Origin of the sequence: Bacillus sp. FSL R9-9410 (assembly GCF_038050385.1) — a bacterium.
Taxonomy (GTDB): Bacteria; Bacillota; Bacilli; order Bacillales; family Bacillaceae_G; genus Bacillus_A; species Bacillus_A cereus_U.
Genome location: NZ_JBBOTV010000001.1, coordinates 2,078,121 through 2,100,075, shown reverse-complemented (window position 1 = coordinate 2,100,075; position 21,955 = coordinate 2,078,121). Strand labels below are relative to the sequence as shown.

Below are 21,955 nucleotides of genomic sequence, written 5' to 3'. Positions count from 1 at the left end.
CTTGTTTATCGATATTGTTCTTTCTCCTTATTATTTTTCCATATATAGGGGAAAGAAACCTCCTATTCACCCCACTTAAGTTTCAAATAAAAACCAAGGGAACTATTTAGAATTTATTGATTCAGCGGAATATACCTTAGACTGCGATGGTAATAAAGTAAACACGCACAATATGATAGTAATAAGTAGCATTACCAATACGCCTACAATGACTACAAGTTGTATAGAAGTAAATTGAGTTGCAATGCCGAACAAAATCGTTATAAAAATTGTTGAAACAGCTATAACGAGTCCGTATATACTCCCGATTCGTCCCATCATATGAACCGGAACGTTATTTTGATAAAATGTGTAAAATCCTGTATTTGCATATGCCATAGAGAAAGATAGAATAATGAATCCGATAGCAGCTATTAAAAACTCACTTGAAAAAGCATAAATCAAATATCCGATTGCAATGAATAATGATCCTATCCCAATTAGAAATGAAGGTGCTAATTTCCTCGACAAAATTGTATTAGTTATGGCTCCTAAAATAAAACCCGCTCCAGCGATACTAACTAGGAAACCATATTCACTATCTGTTAACAATAAAACTTCTTTCGCAAACGATAGTTCAAGTGAATCTATAGCGGTAGCTAAGACCATCATTCCTTGGAATAGGAAGTAAACACATACTATATACACAGATTTTTTGCTGAAATTTAAAACTATGTTCCAATCTTTTCTTAGTATAGTTAGAGATAACTTATCACCTGATATATTAGAATCGTATTTTTTATCAAGATTAGGTAAAAGTAATGTAATTAACCCTGATAACAGAAATGCTATAGCATTCATATATATAGCAAACTCTGGTGTACCAGTTATTAATAACATCCCCGCCACTGCTGGACCAATTAAAAATGCACCAGATCCTATTAAACTACGTAGTGAGTTGAAACGTTGTCTTTGCTCTACTGGAATTAATTTCGTCATATATGTCATAGCAGTTGGCTCATAAATCGCACTAGCCATGCTTATAAAAAATACTAAGAGATAGACAATCCAAAGGGATGGAACCAAGGGTAAAATGGCGATAAATACTGCTCGGTATATATCGAGGTGAATCATTAACTTTCGTTTATTTAAACGATCTATCATACTTCCTGACCAAGCGTTTGTAAATAAGGTCGCAAATGGTTTAATTACATATAAAGTAGCAACCGCTAAAGCTGAGCCGCCCATATTATAGACAAGTACATTAAGTGCTATTAAGTAAATCCATGCACCTAAATTTGCAATACCAACTCCGGACAGTAGTAATAAAGGATATTTCCAATCTTTAAGTAATTTCTTCACTTTAGGCACCCGCTTTCTAAATTGTTTTAAACCAACAAAAAAATCCCACCCCCAAGACTTAAAGTCTTAGGGACGAGATTTATCATCGCGGTGCCACCCTAGTTTATTAATATGTCGCCATATTAACCTTATCAGGTACTGCATAACGCTTATACCTTAGCTCTATAACGGGAGCTCCCGTCACACCACCCCCTTTATTAAAGGTTCCGATGTGCTGCTCAGAGGCTTGATTCAATAAAAAATTTTTGCTCCTTTTCAGCTAAATAGAGCTCTCTGTGAAAAATTCATTTTATCTACTCTTCTCATCATCGCATGTAATTTTATCCATATTATCATATAGGCTTTATATTGTAAATGATTAAAAAGAATAATCAGTTTTTTAAGAAAGTGAACATCCTTTATAATTTTGTAACTTTATTTTTTATTAATAAAAAATACGGTGCGTGAAATTGCTTGTAACTCTAACAAAAAGAGCCTATTATACTATAGACTCTTACAAAATTCGATATTAATTTGTACTCGCTTCTACTAATGGTTCTAGAGGTGGTTCCAAATCTAGTTTTAAAGTATCACCTTCTTGTATATATTGTCCCTTTTCAATGCTTTGACTGGATACATACCCTGTACCTGTTGTTTTTAAATCTAATTTCAACAACTTAGAGAAATACATAACATCACGCATTGACCAACCTTTTAGGTTAGGCATTTTTACATTATTTCCTACTAGAAATATACGATCTCCTTCACTCATTACCTCGCCAGTCTGTGGATATTGTTTTATTATCTTTCCTTCTCCTAATAATACTGGCTGAAGTTTCTCCTTTTCTGCAATGTTTTTTACAGTATCCATCGTTTGATTTACATAATTTTGTACTTTTATTTCAGATTGCTTTGTTGCATCTGCCATTTGTTTTTCTGTATATGGTTTCACTTTTAAATATTCTAGACTATTTTTCATAACTGGTTTAAAAATTTCAGCAAGAGGCTGAGCACCGTATTCATTCCCCTTTAACTTAGGTTGCTTAATGGCTAAATATACAACTAATTGCGGATCATCAATTGGAGCCATTCCTAAGAATGAAAAAATATAATTATCTTTCCCTTCCATATATCGTCCATTTTCAGGATTCGGAATTTGTGCTGTCCCTGTTTTACCACCAATCGGATAACCATCAATTTTATACATCGTTCCCGTTCCTTTAGATGATGTTATAACACGCTCCATTAAGTTCCTTACCTCTTCTGCAGTCTCTTTTTTTATCGGATTCCCAATTTCTTTAGGTTGATTTTCCATAATAACTTGTTTATTTGTTGGATTTACAACTTTATCAACAATATAAGGTTGCATCATTTTCCCGTCATTTGCTATAGCTGCGGCCGCTTGTACGATTTGAATAGGAGTTACAGTTGAGCCTTGGCCGAAAGAAGTAGTAACTTGTTGAATTTGAGTATTTAACAATAATGTATTTTTGCTTTCTCCAGGCAAATCTATCCCTGTTTTTTGATTGAAACCAAATTTATTCATATATTTCTTGAATTTATTTGGTTTCAGTAACTGGTCTTCTAAAATAGAGAAAGCAACGTTCGATGACCGTTCAAACCCTTCATCAAATGTAATTGAGCCCCATCCATAGCCGCCATTATGATCTTTAATCTCTGCTGAACCAACTGCGTATTTTCCTGATTGGAAATATTCTTTCCCGTTATATACACCTTCATTAATTGCAGCAGCTAGTGTAAAAACTTTCATTGTAGACCCTGGTTCGAATGCATTTGCAATTGGATCGTTTAAAAAATATTCAATGTCTCCTTTGTTAGGATTATAACTAGGCTTACTAGACATTGCCAAAATCTTACCTGTTTTTGGATCTGCAATGATTCCTACTAACATAGAAGGATCATAGTGTTGCTCCGCTTTGTTCATCGCGTCTTCTAAAAAACTATTAATTTGTTTATCAAGCGTAAGATATACGTTATTTCCATTTTTAGCAGGTTCTACTTTTCCTATATTATTTGTAAGTGGGATACCACTTCGTGAACCTACATATTTTACATTTCCGTTTGTAGAGCGTAAATATTTATCCAAACTTTCTTCAAGCCCAAACTTCCCCTCCGCATTACCTTTATCATCTGGTCTTGCAAAACCAAGTATATACGAGGCGAAGTCTTCATTTGGGTATACTCTGGCTTTTTCTGTTGTAAACGATACACCTGGTATTTTCAAATGTTTAATCTCTTCCTTCGCTTCTCTAGATAAGTTACGTCCAATTTTACCAATTTCAACTTGCGTACGTCCTTCATGAAAATTTTTCATGATCTCCTCTTTATCAACTTCAAGCGCATCTGCTAAACGTTGTGCAGTATCTTCTTTATCTTTTAATTTATCTTTTCCTTTTAAGTTTACAACGATGCGATATGTCGTTGAGTCTTGGACTAATACTTTACCGTTTTGATCATAAATTGTCCCGCGATTTGCCTCTAAAACTCCATTTTTATTTTGTTGTTCATCCGCAAGATCTTTTACGTTAACATTATGCACGACTCCTACTGCTTGAATATAAAATATACGTAAAAGCATAGTAAGAAACAAAACAATAAAAGCAATCATCATATATCGAGCGCCTTTATTCGTTTGAAGTTTATGCATACTTATCTCCTTTCTTTTCCAATGTATTAATGTAAAGATGCGCTACTAAATATGTTCTTTATTATATTAGATACTATCTTTTTCGAAGTTTTTTTACTAATTCCTCTATAGCAATAAGAAAACCAGCTCTGTTGCTATTGGTTTTTTATTAATTTTATATTTTTTAACATAAAATACGGTAAGTGAAATTTAAGAATTTTCAAAAAAGAACCTACTTTTTGTAGGTTCTTAAGATTAAGCTATATGGTTATATTTCGCTAAAAAAGGCACTCGTTTTGCTACTAGTGCATACATTTTGAAAATAAAACTTGCTAACGGTTCAAATATACGTGCGCTTTGCATCACTAATACACTTGTAATAAATGTTAAGAACGCAGCACCAAGTATATCTAGAGGATAATGAACACCTACGTACATGCGTGATACACCGACTAATATTGCCCATATAAGCGCAATATATTTAAGTTTTTCTCCTCTTAGAATAAATACGAAAGCAATAGAAAATACAAGTACAGAATGATCACTTACAAATGATGAATCTGCTGCATGCGGTACTAATTGATTTACATGATGTGTAATAAAAGGACGCGGATGATAATATACCGCATGTATAAGAACATTTACTAATAATGCAATACTGACTGAAAGTGTTGTATATAATACTGTATATTGTTTTTTAATTGCATTCTCTTTCTTTCCATTATTGAACCATAGGATAAGCATGAATAGTATAGCGACATATGGAACACTATTTGTAATAGCGATCATTAGTGCATCTAATAGCTCGGATGATCCAGCAAAATTATTAACCCATTGAAATACTGTGTAATTCATATTACTCTCTCCTTATTATTTCTTATTGCACTTTAAATAAAGATACAAGTGTTCTTGATTTACACAGTATACAATATCAATATGAAAATGGGCTTAAGCTTTTCTCATCAAATTCTCATTTTTCTACTATTCATTTGACATTCGTGTAACTATTTACAAGAGCTAAATATGTATAAAGGCTATAAAACATTTAAAATAGTATGGTAATCACTCTATGTATGAATAGAATACTTAACATGTTCATTTCAATATACTGTCAACGAAATCATATTTTTATTCCATACGAAGGGCAATATTACCGAATTGTTCTCCTTGCTGCATTCGATTTAAAGCTTGAATTGCTTCTTCTAATGGATATACTTTATCAATGACTGGTTTAATATTATGTTCCTCTATAAAATGAATCATCTCATTAAATTCCTCACTGCTCCCCATTGATGTTCCCATAATATCGATTTGATTATAAAATAATGCTCGTAACGGTAATTCAATTTTATCTCCTGAACTTGCACCAAAGTTAACGATTCTTCCATTTGGTTTTAATATATCAAAATATTTCAAGAAAGTCGCCGGACCTATACTATCTATAATTAAATCTACTTTTTCTCCATGTAAGCACTCTTCCCAAATACCAGAACTATTAAATGAAAAGTCTGCGCCATAGTTTTCTGCAGTCTTTCTTTTACTCTCTATCCTTGAAGTAACACTTACCTTTGCTCCAATTGCTTTAGCAAATAACATAGCATAAGTAGCTACACCACCGCCAATTCCCGGAATTAGAACATGTTCTTCAGATTTCAATCTACCTTTTGTAAAAAGCGCTCTATATGCAGTTAATGCCGATAAAGATAAAACACCAGATTCTTCCCACGTAAGATATGGTGGCTTTTTTACTATATTTTCAGCTGGTACAATAACAGATTCGGCAAACGTACCATTTGCTGGTCCACCTAGTACTTCAGGTAACTCTGGTATTTCGTGAGTATTATTCCATCCAATACTAGGATTTATAATAACCTCTGTATGTAGTGCGCTATTTGAAACACCTTCTCCTAATTCCGTAACAATACCTGCACCATCTGATCCTAAAATTAAAGGTAATTCCATTTCTTTTCTATTATTTATTATAAATAAATCACGATGATTTAAGCCTGCTGTTTTTAATTTCACTTTAACTTCTCCTACATTAGGCGTTATCTCAGGTAATAATTTATATTCTAAACCTTCTAATCCTTTTTTATGTTGATGTACAATAGCTTTCATTAATAATCCCCCTTAATAATTTTAATGTACTAAAAATATCGAAATAAATAAAATAATCTGATTGTAACAACTGAAAAATAATAAAAATCATTATGATGAAAAAACAAAATCCTCCCCACACTTTTTTGTAGGAAGGACTTTAATTGATACTACTTATACTTTGTTAATACTCTTTTTGGCCAATGTTAATATATTTCGAATAAACGGTGCTTTTGCATTTGTATATGAAACACGATCAAAAGGATATGCAGCAGCAAGCATCTCTTTTAATACTCTATATTCTTCACGTGCCCACTCATGATTTTTTAGAAAGTCTCGAAATAAAAGGTTGTTCTTCCATTCTTCACTATTATAAATATAAACATGCAAATGGTGGGTACCAGCTCTCCATTTCCCTTTTCTAAAAAAACGCCAATTAGGTGTTTTTTTAGGAACATATTCATAGCCAATTTCTTCTAGGGTTTCCCTCCAATTTTCGGTAATTTGTAAATTTGTTACGCCGATCATCATATCAATAAGAGGTTTAGCCCCTAATCCTTCTACGGCTGTGCTTCCTATATGTTCAATAGCAATAATTTCTTCATTTAGTAACGGCAAAATTTTATTTTTTTCATTTAAAAACTCTGTATGCCAATAATGTTGGTACGGTTTAATTATGATTTTTCCATCCATTTTCTTTCCTCCTTATAACTGCACATTATTATATTTAAAAAATTTAAGTTTATTAACATAGGGATTTTACAAAATATGTCGAATACTGTATTAGACAACTTAATTATATTAAATATGAGGTGAATAATGAAAGATATTCCAGTTGAAATTCAATTAGATACTGTCACATTCCAACTAAAAAAACATCATAATTTTGATTGGCTTACGAAACTAGGAACAGTATTTGCAGTATTTGACCAACAAGATTCCGGTAATATAAGTTTCGGTGTTGAAAAGAATGGGAAAAAGAGCTTTATTAAATATGCAGGGGCACAAACACTCGCATATAATGCTTCTACAAATGAAGCTATACAAAGATTAAAAAACTCAGTTACTATATACAATGAATTAAAACACGTTACTCTTATAAGTTTAATTGATCACTACACTGTACAACATGGATATGTTTTAATTTTTGATTGGTTTGACGGTGAATGTCTTCACCCACACTGGAGTTTCCCACCCCCAGCAAAATATAATGATCCTAACTCACCATTTTATAAATATAAGATATTATCCGTTAAAGACAGGCTGATTTCATTAAATTCTATTTTTAATTTCCATACTTCCGTTGAACACAAAAACTATGTAGCTATTGATTTTTATGACGGTAGTATATTGTACAATTTTGAAACTAATGAAACAAAAATTTGTGACATTGATTTATACAGTAAAAAACCGTATATAAATAAGATGGGGCGAATGTGGGGGTCATCTCGTTTTATGTCACCTGAGGAGTTTCAATTTAACGATATAATAGACGGGAAAACAAATGTATTTAATATGGGGGCTATAGCTTTTGCACTTTTAGGTGGCGGGCAAGATCGTTCCTTTATAAAATGGGAAGCTAGCGAAGGATTATATGAAGTAGCATACCGTGCTGTAAATGAAATTCGTAGTGAGCGCTATGCGTCAATGGAAGAGTTTAATAATGCATGGTTAAAAGTCTATAACACTGAAAAGCTATAAAAACTATATACATTATAAAATGTGTATGTAAAACTTGTACTTTTATAATGTATAATACATATGGGATTGAAATTCAGAATAACGGGGCATGTATTATGAACTTTGTTTATATTAATCAAAATGTTTTAAATAATCTTCTTTATATTTTAAGCAGTATATTTGTTTTTTATTTTATTTATGATAGTGGGTACTTCGGGAAGAAATATAAGAAACTACTTATCATTCTTTGTACGAGTATCCCACTAATTTTATGTATGCGGTATCCCATCTATATGGATGAAAACTATATTCACGATTTAAGACAAATCCCCTTTTTAATTGGTACACTTTATGGTGGATTTCCTGTCGGTATTGCATTACTCATGATTTTATTAATAATACGTTTTATGTTTTATGGTTTTAGCCTGTTAACAATCATTGTTTATGGAACGATGTTAATAATTACAGCATTCGCATCATCAAAATTTAATACATACAATAGGAAAATAAAAGTAGCTTCATCTATGTTTTTAACTTTTTTCCTTGCAATATTTACAACAGTAATTGTTTTAACTCTATCAGATTTTGAAGTGAATAATTTGTACATTATTTATTTTATTCTATTACCAACTATTTTAATATTATTTATGGTCTATTTTAATGAAGTTTTAAAAGATGCAATATTCATGCGATCAAAATTAATAAAAGTTGAAAAAATGGAGATTGTCAGCCAACTCGCTGCAAGTATTTCACATGAAGTAAGGAATCCATTGACTGTTGTAAAAGGATTTACACAACTTTTAAAAACACCCAATATAACTCAACAATCCAAAGATGAGTATATTGAACATATTCTTGAAGAGTTAAATCGTGCACAAGCAATTATTGATGATTACTTAACTTTTGCCAAGCCGGCTTCAGAAAGACTAGATCATATTTCAGTGGAGCACGAGTTAAATCGAGTTATTAATATGATGTTGCCTTTTTGTAACATGAATACTATTAATATTACAAAAGAGTTCTCCAGTGGAACAATTATTGGTAATACACAGCACTTCCATCAATGTTTTTTAAACTTAATTAAAAACAGTATTGAAGCAATGCCGAATGGCGGTGATCTTATTATTTCTGCAACTGTTAGTAATAATAAGGTCATAATACGGATTCAAGATAGTGGAATTGGAATGTCGCAAGAGCAAATTAATCGATTTGGCGAACCATATTTTAGTACAAAAACGAAAGGTACTGGTTTAGGAACAATGGTTGCTGTAAAAATTATCGAAACGATGCGAGGCACATTGAAAATCCAAAGTGTTATCAATAAAGGAACTACCTTAACTATCACTTTACCTAAATGCAATAATGAGGAGATTTCGTATAATAAATGAAAAAGGAGCTATTAAGCTCCTTTTTCATTTATTTCGATACAAAAAGTATCTGCTATGTTTTTTTAGTTTACATTTAGAAGAGACTAATTAGAAATTAGTACCCTTAGCTCCAACAGCTACATCCAACAATAATTAATAAAATAAATAACACAACTAATAAAGCGAAACCTCCACCAAAACCACAAGAACCACCGAAACTCATATTTTCTCCTCCTTTTGGTTTGAAAACTAATAGGTAGATGATCATTTTAACTGGTTCGTATTATACAGTATGTGTATCTCCTTTTTTTGAGCATGTCTTCATAAAAATTAGTAAAAGCACTCTATTGAGAGTGCTTTAAAATGGGTACCAGAAACTTTGGAATACATTCAGCTTTAAGTAAACTGCAATAACCAAAATGATAATACCAACAAAAAGTGTGATGTAATCCTCCTTTTGTGCGTCCTTTGCATAGTACCACGTTCGTTTATCCTTTTTTCCAAAACCTCTTAAATCCATTGCATTTGAAACAGTATCAATCCTTTCTAATGAATGAATAATAAGTGGCCAAAAAATTAAAACACGGTTTTTCATACGAATCCACAAGCTGGCTTCTCCTTTTTCAAAAGGTACGCCTCTTGCTTCCTGTGCGTGTCTAATGATTATATATTCAGATTGAATGCTTGGTATATAACGCAGTGCAATATTTATTGCATATGAAATTTGATAAGGAACAGCAAATTTATTTAAGCTACTCACAAATTCACTTGGATGAGTTGTATAAATAAAAAGAAGTGTAAATGGTAATAACGTAAAATATTTCAATGAAAGTGTAGCTGCATAAAATAAAGTTTCATATGTAATTGTTGCATAACCTATATAAAAAAAAGAGGTATACGATCCCGTTAATTCCGATCCATGGGTGGGCGTAATGAGAAGAATCATAACGGAATTTAATAAACTAAATGTAAATATAACGCTGAAAATAACTATAATTTTACGCAATTGAATTTTTGCAATTAAGAGGCCGATACATCCAACAATAAATAAAGTTAGCAATATACGAAAATCAAAAAATAAAAAAGTAAGTGTCATACAAAATATAAATAAAGATAATTTAATTGCACCATCCATACGATAAAAATACGTATTATGCATATTCCTCCCTCCTATTAGCCTCAATATAAAGTTTCACAAACGTTTCTGGAGTTGGAATTTCGCTTAATTTAGCTAGTTTTATTAATGAAATCTCCCGTAGATTAGCTCTTTGTAACGTTCCTTGATCCCCTAAAACAGCAGATACAGTATTGTCCGCAATAATTTTCCCTTCATGCAGAACTACCGCTCGATCTGCATATTCTAAAGCAAGATTCATATCGTGTGTGATAATAATAAAGGATATGCCCCTTTCAGCCAGTTTTCTAATAAACGACATAAACTGTTTGTAATGGTAATAATCTTGTCCAGCTGTCGGCTCATCTAATACAATAAGTTTTGGGTTTGTTATAAGGACAGATGCAATAGTAAGCCTCTTTTTTTGTCCATAGCTTAATGCCTGAATTGGCCAGTTACGAAATGGATATAATCCACAAATTCTTAAAACTTTTTCGACTCTTGTCTCAATCTCATCTTTAGAAACCTTTTTTAATTTTAATGAATATGAAACCTCTTCTAAAACAGTAGGCTGTGTAATCATTTGATTTGGGTTTTGCATAACGTAAGAAATAACTTCCCCGCGTTTACGAATAGACCAACAATTTATATTTTCTCCATCGAATGTTATTCTCCCATTCTTTGTTTTATTTATTCCTATAAAAGTATGAGCTAATGTCGATTTCCCTGCTCCATTATGACCCAATAACGCTACTATTTCTCCCTCTCCTATTGAAAGGTTGATATCTTCTAAGGCTGTATGTTTGTTATTATACGTAAATGATAAATTTTCTATCTTGCATAAAGCTTTTTTAATATATTTGTTTTTTGATGAAACTTGCTTCTGCATCCAGTTCTTTAATAGGCTATGAACGCCTGCATTACGAAGATTTTCAATTGGAAATACCCTAACATTATTACTGTCAAAATTTAATTTCTTTAGCGCCTCTATATAAATAGGTTCTCTTAGTCCGATATTTGGTAATATATTAGAATTTAAAATACTATCCGGTGAACCAATGGCAATAACTTCTCCTTCATCGATTAAAATAATTTTGTCTAAATCAAGGTTTAAAATTTCTTCTATTCGATGTTCAATAATTACAATTGTTTTATTATATTTCTCATGAATATCTTTAATGAGTTCTATAGTATTCAAACTACTTGCTGGATCTAAGTTAGCTAACGGTTCATCAAACAATAATATATCTGCATTTGTCGTTAGCAGACCTGCAAGAGAGACTGTCTGTTTTTGACCTCCTGATAATTCATGAGGACTTTGTGCATGAAAATTCTGCATGTTTACTTTTTTTAAAGAATCATTAACAATTTTTTTCATTTCATTTTGATTTACACATTCGTTTTCTAATGAAAATGCTACATCTTCTTCGACAGTAAGACCAATAAATTGTGAATCTTGATCTTGTAATATTGTTCCTACATGTTTACTCTGTTCAAAAATACTTCCCTCTCTCGGATCCTTTCCAGCTATTAAAATATTACCAGTACTAATCCCTTCGTAAGAAAATGGGATTAGCCCATTAATACAATGAGCTAATGTTGACTTACCTGAACCACTTCTTCCAGCTATTAGTACCTTTTCCCCAGGATATATATGAAATGTAATTTCTTTTAAAGTAGGCTGTGCGGCATGCCCATATTGAAAGGTAAATTGTTCAAAAGATATAATTGGTTGCATGTATACATCCCTACTTTTCAATTTTTAAATGTGTATGTTTCTTATTTGCTTTAGCTAGACCAATCGTGATTGGTAATCCAAGAACTAAAAATACGATAATGTCTGAAATGGTTGCTCCTAGTACTTGTATAACGATTTTGTCAAACGGTTCTCCCATCACAATAATATCGAATGCACCAGCAAATATAATGGCAATGACAATTCCAACTAACCCCGCTATTGCAAAATAAGAAATATCACGGTTATTATACGCTCCATTTTTTACACTGAAACCAGTTCTTTTTTGTATAAGACCCATTGAAAATCCGATAATCCCCGAACTAAACACCCATCCCCACCAAATACCCCAACCAGCGATCGTATCTGTAACGGTATGACCAATAAGCCCTATTAATAGTCCTGCTACTGGGCCAAATAACGCACAAAAAACTGTTAATATAGCCAATGCTGGTTTAATAAATGTATTGGGTGCGATAGAAAATCCCCAAAGCCCTAAGACCCCGTATAAAGCTGCTCCAATTCCAATAGCTACTACTAGCTTTGTCGTTAATTTGTTCATTACAATTCTCCTCTCCTATTATCCCGCTTTTAATACTCTATATTTATTTTGAAAATGAATTATGCATCGACACTTCCTTTCTATATAACAAAAAATGACCCCTTAAATTAAGAGGTCATTTTCTTTCACGTACAAGAATCCTCTTATCTTTCAAAAGACATATAAATGTCCTCTGCGGAATTAGCACCTTCCTATGCATTTACATAGGGGTTGCTGAGGCTTCGTAGGGCCGTTCCCTCTACCTCTCTGGATAAGTATGTATTTGTAATCTGTATTATGGCACTAACAATTAAAAAATTCAACACTTTTCTTAATGTTTTTATTTTTCTATAAATATTTCGTTTAAATCATTTTATTCTTATCGGAATTATGAAATAATGAATTCAAAATTGTTACGGGAGGAATGCATTATGAAAGTTATTGGCCTAATTGGCGGACTAAGTTGGGAATCAACATCGTTATACTATAAACATATAAATACACTAACCCTCTCTCAATATGATCAAAATGCGAAGCTTATTTTATATAGCATGGACTTTGGTGAGGTAACTACATTATTACAAAATCATCAATATGAAGAAGTGAAAAATGAATTAGTCACAGTAGCCAAAAAGGTAGAAAACTCTGGAGCTGAATGTTTACTAATGTGTTCTAATACTGTACATCTATTTGCTGAGGAAGTAGAAAAGGCAATATCAATACCACTCCTCCACATTGGAGATGTAAGTGCTAAAAAAGTGATAGAATATAATATTAATCGTATCGGACTTTTAGGAACAAAACAAACGATGGAACAAGACTTCTATAAATCAAGACTAGCAAATTACAACATTGAGACAATTATCCCAAATGAAGAAGATAGAACTTTCATCCATCATGTCATTTTACAAGAACTCAGTAGAGGGATTATTTCAGAAACATCAAAAGAAAGGCTATTACAAATCACAAATACATTAATTAAAAACGGTGCTGAAGGAATACTACTTGGCTGTACAGAAATTCCTTTGCTCATTTCACAAAGTGATCTATCGGTTCCTGTTTTTGATACCGCTTATTTACATGCGAATACAGCTGTACAATTTGCTGGATAACATTATAAAAGCATAAAGGTGATAGCCTCTATGCTTTTATAATCTCAAAACCATTTATCCCGCAAAAGCCCGATTAGTGTGGGATAATAATCAGTAGGGGATGAAAAAAACTCCACTGATTAAAGTTTCACTTTATTTAAAAGTGAATCAATGACCGCAATCGCTTTTTTTGAACCACCACAGTCTAAAAAACTATCATTAAGTTTTTTTATACCATGTTTATACTTTTCGTTTAAAAGAACTTCGGTTACCGCTTCTTTTAAGGACAGTACATTAACATTATCTTTTGATAATTTATACGCTGCTTCAAGCTCAGTTAGTCTTTGGGCTATCATAGGCTGATCTTTATCATGCGGTATTATAACAAATGGGACATTGTAGTGGATTGCATCGTGTACGCTATTCATTCCGCCATGTGTAATAAATACATCTGCTTCGCCTAATATTTCCGACTGAGGTACGTATGGAGCTATTAAAAAATGGTCCGGTGCTAGTTTTATTTTTGAAATATCATTTCTATCACCTACTGCCATTACAACTATCCCTTCAAAGTCTGAGAAAGCGTCAATACAAGTATTAAAAAATGGTTCGAGCCCTTCAAGGAGCGTCCCCATTGAAATATAAATAACCTTTTTATCTTTTAGCATTTCAAGTGGAAATTCTCCGATTATTTTTCGTTTTGGAAAACTTGGCCCAATAAAAATGTTATTTCCCCCGAATAAATTACTACTAGGTTGAAAATATCGACTTGTATACACGAAACAAATATCGCCCTCATTATTCATAAATTGAAGATTATTTTTTGGTGTAACTCCAAATTCATTGTCCATTTGAAAAAGTAACTGTTTAGTGAGTTCATCAGGCTGAAATGGTACTTCTGTATTTGGATGAAAAGGCAAGGTTTTTAAAAGCTCTATTGGAATTAAAAATATAGGAGAAGAAACTACGCCGGGAATTTGTAAATATTCCTTTACTAATTCTCCAGCGCCAAATATATCATATAATACGAAGTCAAAATTTATACTTTTAGATAACTGTTTTGTAATTTCTAATATAAATAAAGAAGTTTGAACATGAACTCTAAAGAATTTGTTTAATCCAGATAATGTATCAGTATCAATAGAGATTTCTTTTAATAAATCTAGATGAGAATGTACAATAGCTCCCATCTCTTCTAGCCTTTCCCTGAAATTTTCCGTAGTAATATAATGTACGTTATCGCCCCGTTCAGTAAAGGATTTTACTAAACTTAAAGTAGGATTCACATGTCCCTCTGCTGGAAAATTAACCATTAAAATATTAAGCACTGATTCCTCACTCCTTAAATTTCATTCTCGTTACAGTTATTTTTACAGATAAGCTTCCCCTAAAAGACCTAATACTCTTGCCAATTTATATTGATAAATAATTATCAATATAAAAAAGGCATCTACAATAGTAGATGCCTAGCTGTGATAAGGAGTGTTCAGTGAGGTAAGGTACAAGCCTTTTGGCTTGTCCTATGCTATCAATATATGCATTTATATATAAAAGGTGAGTAATTAATATAATACTTTTCAACAAAATTACTTTATTCTTTTCATTTGATCAAATGGATAATAAACCATTTCTACCTTACCTATCACATTTGACTCATCAATAAGTCCGAGCGTATTCCTACTATCTTTACTATGATTACGATTATCTCCTAATACAAACAATTTATGTGAGGGTACTTTTATTTCTGGAAAATTTGAAAAACGATTTGATATTTGTAACACATCTAACTTTATATACGACTCAACTTGTTTTTCTTCATTTATATATACTACATCATTTTTTAGTAGTATTTTATCCCCTGGTAATCCAATAATTCGTTTCACATAGTATGTAGGCTCATTTTCTTTTTTTATTATCACTACATCTCCATGATGAAAGGAAGATAAATATAGACTAGCTTTATTAACTAATATACGATCTTTTTCATCTAAAGTTGGCTGCATTGAAATTCCTTCTACCATGCAAAATAAAAAGATTTATTTATTAAAATAAGCGCTCCAGTCACTAAAATAAAGATGCATAATTTCCCAAAACATTTAAATATAAAACGATTCATACATACCTCATTTCTAATCTATACATATGTAAAAACGTCTCTAGTCCATTTAAATACTAGAGACGTTTCATATTTTCTAATCCTCTTTTGGATTATCTACTTTTGTATCCTCGCCATTTAATCGCTTATTTTTCAATTCAAAATAAGCATCTAAAACTTCTTTTCCAATATCAGAGTTAATACCAGACTTATCATTTATAACCCATGGTACTACAACCGAAAACGCTACTTCTGGATCATCATATGGTGCATATCCTGCTAATGTTAAATTATAGCATTCTCTACGATCACCTTTTTCATTTCTCCCAATATCACTTTCTCCACCGTATACGGTCTGTGCAGTTCCAGTTTTGCCAGCTGGTTTATATGGTGCTTTTTGGAACACCCTTACCCCCGTTCCATCACCTTCTTGGAATACTCTTCTAAATCCTTCTTTTACTTGATTGATATATTCTTCTTTCATATCAATTCTATTTAAAACAACGGGTTCTATGGCATGCACCACTTTACCGATTTCATCCTTTTGAACGGTTTGTTCTCTAATCTCTTGAACAATTTGTGGTTTCATTCGATAACCGCCGTTTGCGATAGTCGAAATATACTGTACAAGCTGAAGTGGTGTATACGTATCATACTGACCAATCGAATAGTCTAGTAAGAAACCAGGTTGATTATCTTTTTTACCAATTTGTCCAGCTGTTTCATTCGGTAAATCGATGCCTGTTGGAACACCTAATCCAAATTGCCTGAAATAATACCTCATTTTATCAAAGTATTCCTGTTTAATATTTAATGAACTATTTTTCACATAATCCACACCTGCAATTTTTAATGCTGTATTAAACATATAAACGTTTGAAGAAACTTGTAACGCCCTTAGATCATCAATATTTCCGAACTCTTTCCAAGACTTTTTTTCCTTAGTTCCTTTAAACTTCATTGGTGCATCATAAAAATATGTACCTGGTGTTATAGCTTTCGTTTCAAATCCGGTTAATACTGTCGCACCTTTAACAGTTGATCCAAGCTCGTATGAACTTGTCATTGTTCCTAAAGCATAATCTTCTATTTCCGTTTTCCCGTCTTTTTCTACAAGCTTTTTCCCAGCCATTGATAATACTTGACCGTTTTTCGGATTCATCATTACAACGAAAGCACGATCTAACATTGATTCTGAACCTTTATATGCCTTTAATATTTTTTCTATGCTCTCTTCAACTTTTTTCTGTAATTCCATATCAATTGTTAAAGTTAAATTCTTTCCGCTTTTCCCTTCCGAAACTGTTTCCGTTCTCATTGTATTGCCTTGTTTATCAGCGATGCTTCTTACTTCTTTTTTTGTACCATGAAGTGCATCCTCGTATTGCTGTTCAATGTAACTTTTGCCGATTCTATCATTTCGACTATAATCACGCACTAAATAATAATCTAATCGTTCACGTGGCAATCCTTCATCAGCATTTGAAACATTACCAAGGACAGAGCGGAATAGGCCATCATTTACATAAATTCTCTCCCAATCAACTGATGCATCTACCCCTGGAAGATTTGCTAAATTTTCACTAATCACCGTATATTCCTTTTCACTAACATCTTTTTTAATAATTTGAGGTGCCATTTGATAACCAGAAGTCATTTTACTTTTAATAGCCAACACTTTTATATCTTTATCTGTTAATTCTTGAAGATTTTTATCTGTAATTCGTTTTCTTTTTAACTCTTCTATTTTTTTATCTAGCTTCTTTCCGCTAATATCCTTCTCTCTAAATGTACTTATTTCTTTTTTAGATACTAGGTTTTCGGTAAGTTTTGGATTTAATTGCATCCAAAAATCTTTCTTATCCGTCTCAGTTAATTTATCTATATCTTCTTGTGGCATTTCAATTATTTCTGCAAGTTGTCTTGCAGTTTTTAGTATATCTTCTGATTTTACGCCTTTCATCTTTGTATACGTAATCGTGCGTAAAGACTTATTATCAACAACTGGATTCCCTTCCCGATCAAATATTTTCCCACGCGGAACGGAAAGACTTACAGTTGCATTTTCTCTCTTCTCTACTTCATTTTTATACGTCTCTCCATCGACAATTTGCACTTTACCTAACTGTATAATCATGGCAGAAAACAATAAAAATACACAAAAGAATAAAATATTTAACCGCATCGGTATTGCTCTACCACTTTTTCCCTCTTTCTTTTTCACCTTGTCATAATCTCCTCCTTACAACATTTTAAAAGATTTTTAACTTTCTATATTAAAAGTAATGTACAACTTCCACACATTACTTTGTACACATATTAATATAACGTTTAAAACTTAATAGAAATTAAAACAAACATAAAGAAAAGGTAAAGTTTAATAAATTAAATATAAAAATACCCAATAACAAAAGCTTAACTTTGTTATTGGGTATTACGTATTTTAGGAGTTAGTATTAGAACGTATTGAAATACATCTATCATCACAATTTGATAAAGATTGTTTAATCTGATTTTTCGGCAAATAAATAGTTACAGTTGTCCCGACGCCAACCTCACTCATTATACTTATTGTTCCTTGATGACTTTCAATAATTTTATAACTTAACATCAATCCAATACCAGTACCTTTTTCTTTCGTACTATAAAAAGGTTCACCTAATCTTTTAATTCTTTCTTCAGGTATTCCTATTCCTTCATCTATTACACTAATAATGACACCATTTTCATGTATTTCTTTTATGTGGATTGAAATTCTCCCACCATCGGGCATTGCTTCAATTGAATTTTGCAAAATATTAATAAATACTTGTTTCAATTGATTTTCTGAGCATTCAATAATGATCTCTTCGGAATCTGTAAATAGTTCAACTTGAATATTTGTCATAATTGCTTTTGTATTAATTAGCGATACAACACTTTTAAAAATTTGATAAATATTTTTCTTTTCTGTATTTATTTCATCTGTTTTAGCGATCGACAAAAACTCTTGGAGGATTGCTTCTATTCTTTCTATTTCGGAAAGCATAAGGTCAAAATATTTTTCTTGATCTTCTTTATTAATTTGGAATAACTGTATAAACCCTTTAATTACAGTTAATGGGTTTCTAACCTCATGAGCTACACCAGCTGCTAATTGACCAATTGCTGCAAGTGTATCTGATTTATTTAGCAATTCTTCTGCCTTTTTTCGCTCTGTAATATCGCGTACAATGATCATAATTTTATCTTGTAATAATGGTAAACATCTAGCTTCAAAGAAATCGATGCTTCCATTAAGTGTTAGAGGATATTCTACAATTACATTCTTTCCTTCTTCTTTCAATTGGCGAATTGCTTCTTGAAATTGCTGTGCTACTGGAGACGGTAATATTTCGTAAAACTTTTTCCCCATAAAAACTTCTGCGGGTACGTAAAATTTTGTAGGGGACCCTGCTTTATAATCTATAATTGTCCCGTCATCTTCTGTTAAAAAACATAAATCTGGTAAAGCTTTAAAAATTAATTCTAATTCAGAGGTTTGTTGTTTCAATTGCTCTTCTATCGCTTTTAAATGTGTAATATCTACACCAACAGCCCAGTAACTAAATCCTGTTACAGGAAACTGCTCTGATATATTGGACCACATTATCGTTTTAATTTCACCATTTTTACATGTTAAACGCATTTCCCAATCTCTAAAATTTTTTCCATGAGTCAAAAATTTATTTTGTATTTGATAGCGATAATTATGGTCAGGATACAGTAATCGAAGTGCGTTTGGATTCCCAATTATTTCTTCAGCAGTATAACCTGTTACAATCTCGCATTCTCGATTCCACAAAACAAAATCTCCATTATAGTCAAGCGCATCAACCATAACAGGCATGTTTTGTAAGATTGTATGCAGTTCTTCCTCTTTTCGAGAAAGTAACGATGTATTTTTACTTTGAACTACTTTTTTCACCCCATCTATAATGAGGTTAGAAAGCATTTCAAAATATTTCTGGCAATTTAAGATTTCGCTTCTTTTGGACCATACAACAAAAGATCCTAAATATTGATTGTATAAGAAAAGGGGGATTTCAATTTTTGGAAGTTTACATACTTTCATTTCATTAATTCCAAATGAAAATATACATTCGTTTTCAGCATCAAGAAGTTGATGTGATATGTTGGTTAATTTATAAAATTGTTCTGCCATGGTTTCTATTGTACTCACATCAATAAGTTCCATTAGCCGCGCATTCATTCCTTTTTCACCTCGATATGTAAAATTTATACAAATTCAAAATTCATACTTCTTCATTATACGAAGAAAGTGCCCCTAGGTATATAGCTGTAGAATAATTATTCAAACAAATTCTATTTTTCAATTAAAAACAGAAAATAATACGGGATTGTTACGCGCTGCTAGTAGCAGTATAAAAATACAATAACCGTAAAATTCACAAAAGCTTCACAACTTTAATGAAAAATATAAACATTTATTCCAATATATTCTATATAATGAGTTGTAATAAGGATTCTATGAATCTCATAGAATACCTTACCCCTAATAAAAAGAAAAAAAGAATCTATTTGGATTCTTTTTTTCTTTTTTTATTACATTACATATTTATATAAAGCATGTGCGACACCATGTTCTTCATTTGTTAACGTTTCGTATTGACACATCGCTTTTATTTCTTCAACTGCATTTCCCATTGCAATTGATATATTTGCTTTCTCCATCATAGAAACATCGTTTAAGCCATCGCCTATTGCTACAGTGTTTTCAACTGGAATATTAAGATGTTTTGCTAAAGTATATAATCCATTTCCTTTTTGAGCATCTCGATGATTAATCTCTAAATTATGCCAATAGGAAGATGTAATAGCTAAATCTGTATTATGCAGAAACGTTTCTTTTAATTTTTTTAATTTCTCTATGTCATAAGAAAACGGTAAAAGTTTATGCACATGTATATCCATTTCTACAATTGGTTTACAACTTTCTGTACTATGAAATGCTGTATGCTCAAGGTATAATGCAGCAATCGTTTCTAACTCTTTCAAGTTGAAATTTTCTTTTGAATTCTTTACATACTCGATTTCATTTCGTACACTCTCTACTCCATAATCTGGTACATACACACCTTTATTAGTATAAAGTTGATAATACAAATCATTCTCTTCAAGATATTCTATAATCTCTAGTGCTTGCGTATTTTGAATTGGGTATCTCTTCATCATCTTTTTATCTGTATAAATAAGTGCACCATTTTCAGCAATAATCGGACATTCTAAATTCACTTCTAACAATAGTCGTTCAATATCCACAATAGAACGTCCTGTACAAATTGCTACAACATGGCCAGCTTCTTGACATTTTCGAATTGCTTCTGCATTCTCTTTACTAATCATTTTATTCCCCGAAAGAAGAGTTCCATCTAAATCAATTGCGATTAATTTCATTATTTCTTCACCACTTTCTATAAATACACGAGTTTTTATGAAATATAAGGTATCGTTTTCATACGAATCTCGTGAAGTACTCCTTATTTATAATTTATGAAAAGCGTTTCAGGTCAAGAAATAATTAAAAATAAAATCCAAAGCTGTTCTTTTTAAAGAAAAGCTTTGGATTTTAAGCTATGAATTATAACTAATATATTTTGTCTCACACATGTATACATTTTTTTCTTCTGTTGGGATATATACTTTAAACTTTTCTAAACGTTTTCCGTATATATGAATAGTGATTACGCTTTCATTTTCAGCTATTTCAAGAATATGACAATCAGCTGGTGGAATTACTTTATCGGTTTCGCCTTCTCCCAAATAAAGATTTCCTATGTGTGTTAAATAAGAAAGTGAATTTCCAAGCTGCTTCGTTTGTACAAAGTTCTGCACCATTATCCTTCCTGAAAAAACGCCTTCTACTCCCCATGTGCCATCATGATCATGTAATGGTGTAGATTGTCCATCTTTCCATACGAGAGCTAATACTTCAAAACGTTTTAACGGATCTTCATACAGTAAGTGTCGTGCATATTGAGCCGAATTCGCCTTCTGTTTATCTAACGGAAGCCATGTTTTCTTTTCTAAAAGTTCTTCTAGTAATGTTTCAATTTCACACACGATTTGTTCTTCTAATAAATCACCATCTATTAAATCAGTTACAGCTTTAATAAACGTTTGAAACGTTTTACTCCCATTGCACGTTAACATAAGCATCCTCCTCTACTCTTTTTCTACACACTTCCATACTATAAAACACACTAAAATTTTACAATTGAGAAATAAA

17 protein-coding genes, 1 pseudogene, 1 riboswitch and 1 other annotated feature are annotated in these 21,955 nt (G+C 31.8%); of the genes and pseudogenes, 3 read left to right on the top strand and 15 right to left on the bottom strand.

Annotation, left to right across the window (positions count from 1 at the left end):
- Nucleotides 1-102: 102 nt before the first annotated feature.
- The 5 genes from MKX77_RS11060 to MKX77_RS11040 form a co-directional block, all read right to left on the bottom strand.
- Complete coding sequence (locus tag MKX77_RS11060; RefSeq protein WP_341306642.1) at nucleotides 103-1,341, bottom strand: MFS transporter; 1,239 nt, start codon at nucleotides 1,339-1,341, stop codon at nucleotides 103-105.
- 65 nt (nucleotides 1,342-1,406) lie between these two features.
- Nucleotides 1,407-1,659 (bottom strand) — a binding site (T-box leader).
- A gap of 190 nt (nucleotides 1,660-1,849) precedes the next feature.
- A complete protein-coding gene (locus tag MKX77_RS11055; RefSeq protein ID WP_341306641.1) occupies nucleotides 1,850-3,988 on the bottom strand; it encodes a penicillin-binding protein in 2,139 nt (712 codons plus the stop codon).
- Nucleotides 3,989-4,222: 234 nt separating this feature from the next.
- Nucleotides 4,223-4,822, bottom strand: a complete 600-nt coding sequence (locus MKX77_RS11050; RefSeq protein ID WP_341306640.1) for an undecaprenyl-diphosphatase — start codon at nucleotides 4,820-4,822, stop codon at nucleotides 4,223-4,225.
- A gap of 273 nt (nucleotides 4,823-5,095) precedes the next feature.
- Nucleotides 5,096-6,085 (bottom strand): zinc-binding dehydrogenase, encoded by a 990-nt coding sequence (locus MKX77_RS11045; protein WP_341306639.1) that lies wholly within the window; start codon nucleotides 6,083-6,085, stop codon nucleotides 5,096-5,098.
- Nucleotides 6,086-6,238: 153 nt separating this feature from the next.
- Complete coding sequence (locus MKX77_RS11040; protein ID WP_341306638.1) at nucleotides 6,239-6,757, bottom strand: GrpB family protein; 519 nt, start codon at nucleotides 6,755-6,757, stop codon at nucleotides 6,239-6,241.
- A gap of 126 nt (nucleotides 6,758-6,883) precedes the next feature.
- On the opposite strand from MKX77_RS11040, the gene MKX77_RS11035 reads away from it, so the two are divergent.
- The gene (locus MKX77_RS11035; RefSeq protein WP_341306637.1) at nucleotides 6,884-7,765 is read left to right on the top strand and encodes a serine/threonine protein kinase; all 882 of its coding nucleotides are present in this window, start codon (nucleotides 6,884-6,886) and stop codon (nucleotides 7,763-7,765) included.
- 47 nt (nucleotides 7,766-7,812) lie between these two features.
- Nucleotides 7,813-9,132, top strand: a complete 1,320-nt coding sequence (locus MKX77_RS11030) for a sensor histidine kinase (RefSeq protein WP_341306636.1) — start codon at nucleotides 7,813-7,815, stop codon at nucleotides 9,130-9,132.
- A 103-nt stretch (nucleotides 9,133-9,235) separates the two neighbouring features.
- Here the strand turns inward: MKX77_RS11030 and MKX77_RS11025 are convergent, their stop codons facing one another.
- The 4 genes from MKX77_RS11025 to MKX77_RS11010 all read right to left on the bottom strand — a co-directional run bounded on the left by MKX77_RS11025 (nucleotide 9,236) and on the right by MKX77_RS11010 (nucleotide 12,522).
- Nucleotides 9,236-9,334: a YjcZ family sporulation protein gene (locus tag MKX77_RS11025; RefSeq protein WP_000007808.1), complete on the bottom strand. Its 99-nt coding sequence runs from the start codon at nucleotides 9,332-9,334 to the stop codon at nucleotides 9,236-9,238.
- A gap of 135 nt (nucleotides 9,335-9,469) precedes the next feature.
- Complete coding sequence (locus MKX77_RS11020; protein ID WP_341306635.1) at nucleotides 9,470-10,270, bottom strand: energy-coupling factor transporter transmembrane component T family protein; 801 nt, start codon at nucleotides 10,268-10,270, stop codon at nucleotides 9,470-9,472.
- On the bottom strand, nucleotides 10,263-11,963 hold the full coding sequence (locus MKX77_RS11015) for an ABC transporter ATP-binding protein (RefSeq protein WP_341306634.1): 1,701 nt from the start codon (nucleotides 11,961-11,963) through the stop codon (nucleotides 10,263-10,265). Before MKX77_RS11015 ends, MKX77_RS11020 begins: the two co-directional genes overlap by 8 nt.
- Nucleotides 11,964-11,973: 10 nt before the next feature.
- On the bottom strand, nucleotides 11,974-12,522 hold the full coding sequence (locus MKX77_RS11010) for an ECF-type riboflavin transporter substrate-binding protein (RefSeq protein WP_341306633.1): 549 nt from the start codon (nucleotides 12,520-12,522) through the stop codon (nucleotides 11,974-11,976).
- A gap of 140 nt (nucleotides 12,523-12,662) precedes the next feature.
- Nucleotides 12,663-12,779: riboswitch (SAM riboswitch) on the bottom strand.
- Between the two features lie 153 nt (nucleotides 12,780-12,932).
- On the opposite strand from MKX77_RS11010, the gene MKX77_RS11005 reads away from it, so the two are divergent.
- Nucleotides 12,933-13,613, top strand: a complete 681-nt coding sequence (locus MKX77_RS11005) for an aspartate/glutamate racemase family protein (protein ID WP_341306632.1) — start codon at nucleotides 12,933-12,935, stop codon at nucleotides 13,611-13,613.
- Between the two features lie 119 nt (nucleotides 13,614-13,732).
- Here the strand turns inward: MKX77_RS11005 and MKX77_RS11000 are convergent, their stop codons facing one another.
- The 6 genes and pseudogenes from MKX77_RS11000 to MKX77_RS10975 all read right to left on the bottom strand — a co-directional run bounded on the left by MKX77_RS11000 (nucleotide 13,733) and on the right by MKX77_RS10975 (nucleotide 21,879).
- Nucleotides 13,733-14,920, bottom strand: a complete 1,188-nt coding sequence (locus MKX77_RS11000; protein WP_341306631.1) for a macrolide family glycosyltransferase — start codon at nucleotides 14,918-14,920, stop codon at nucleotides 13,733-13,735.
- 258 nt (nucleotides 14,921-15,178) lie between these two features.
- A pseudogene (gene lepB, locus MKX77_RS10995) lies at nucleotides 15,179-15,708 on the bottom strand (signal peptidase I).
- A 76-nt stretch (nucleotides 15,709-15,784) separates the two neighbouring features.
- On the bottom strand, nucleotides 15,785-17,911 hold the full coding sequence (locus MKX77_RS10990; RefSeq protein WP_341306630.1) for a peptidoglycan D,D-transpeptidase FtsI family protein: 2,127 nt from the start codon (nucleotides 17,909-17,911) through the stop codon (nucleotides 15,785-15,787).
- Nucleotides 17,912-18,130: 219 nt separating this feature from the next.
- The gene (locus MKX77_RS10985; protein WP_341306629.1) at nucleotides 18,131-19,918 is read right to left on the bottom strand and encodes an ATP-binding protein; all 1,788 of its coding nucleotides are present in this window, start codon (nucleotides 19,916-19,918) and stop codon (nucleotides 18,131-18,133) included.
- 353 nt (nucleotides 19,919-20,271) lie between these two features.
- On the bottom strand, nucleotides 20,272-21,123 hold the full coding sequence (locus tag MKX77_RS10980) for a Cof-type HAD-IIB family hydrolase (protein ID WP_215556511.1): 852 nt from the start codon (nucleotides 21,121-21,123) through the stop codon (nucleotides 20,272-20,274).
- A 177-nt stretch (nucleotides 21,124-21,300) separates the two neighbouring features.
- Nucleotides 21,301-21,879 (bottom strand): cysteine dioxygenase family protein, encoded by a 579-nt coding sequence (locus MKX77_RS10975; RefSeq protein WP_215556512.1) that lies wholly within the window; start codon nucleotides 21,877-21,879, stop codon nucleotides 21,301-21,303.
- Nucleotides 21,880-21,955 lie beyond the last annotated feature (76 nt).

Excerpts from the sequence above, each read along its gene's own strand:
- MKX77_RS11055 (WP_341306641.1), bottom strand. The coding sequence starts at position 3,988 with ATGCATAAACTTCAAACGAATAAAGGCGCTCGATATATGATGATTGCT.
- MKX77_RS11050 (WP_341306640.1), bottom strand. The coding sequence starts at position 4,822 with ATGAATTACACAGTATTTCAATGGGTTAATAATTTTGCTGGATCATCC.
- MKX77_RS11045 (WP_341306639.1), bottom strand. The coding sequence starts at position 6,085 with ATGAAAGCTATTGTACATCAACATAAAAAAGGATTAGAAGGTTTAGAA.
- MKX77_RS11040 (WP_341306638.1), bottom strand. The coding sequence starts at position 6,757 with ATGGATGGAAAAATCATAATTAAACCGTACCAACATTATTGGCATACA.
- MKX77_RS11035 (WP_341306637.1), top strand. The coding sequence starts at position 6,884 with ATGAAAGATATTCCAGTTGAAATTCAATTAGATACTGTCACATTCCAA.
- MKX77_RS11030 (WP_341306636.1), top strand. The coding sequence starts at position 7,813 with ATGTATAATACATATGGGATTGAAATTCAGAATAACGGGGCATGTATT.
- MKX77_RS11025 (WP_000007808.1), bottom strand. The coding sequence starts at position 9,334 with ATGAGTTTCGGTGGTTCTTGTGGTTTTGGTGGAGGTTTCGCTTTATTA.
- MKX77_RS11020 (WP_341306635.1), bottom strand. The coding sequence starts at position 10,270 with ATGCATAATACGTATTTTTATCGTATGGATGGTGCAATTAAATTATCT.
- MKX77_RS11015 (WP_341306634.1), bottom strand. The coding sequence starts at position 11,963 with ATGCAACCAATTATATCTTTTGAACAATTTACCTTTCAATATGGGCAT.
- MKX77_RS11010 (WP_341306633.1), bottom strand. The coding sequence starts at position 12,522 with ATGAACAAATTAACGACAAAGCTAGTAGTAGCTATTGGAATTGGAGCA.
- MKX77_RS11005 (WP_341306632.1), top strand. The coding sequence starts at position 12,933 with ATGAAAGTTATTGGCCTAATTGGCGGACTAAGTTGGGAATCAACATCG.
- MKX77_RS10985 (WP_341306629.1), bottom strand. The coding sequence starts at position 19,918 with ATGAATGCGCGGCTAATGGAACTTATTGATGTGAGTACAATAGAAACC.
- MKX77_RS10980 (WP_215556511.1), bottom strand. The coding sequence starts at position 21,123 with ATGAAATTAATCGCAATTGATTTAGATGGAACTCTTCTTTCGGGGAAT.
- MKX77_RS10975 (WP_215556512.1), bottom strand. The coding sequence starts at position 21,879 with ATGTTAACGTGCAATGGGAGTAAAACGTTTCAAACGTTTATTAAAGCT.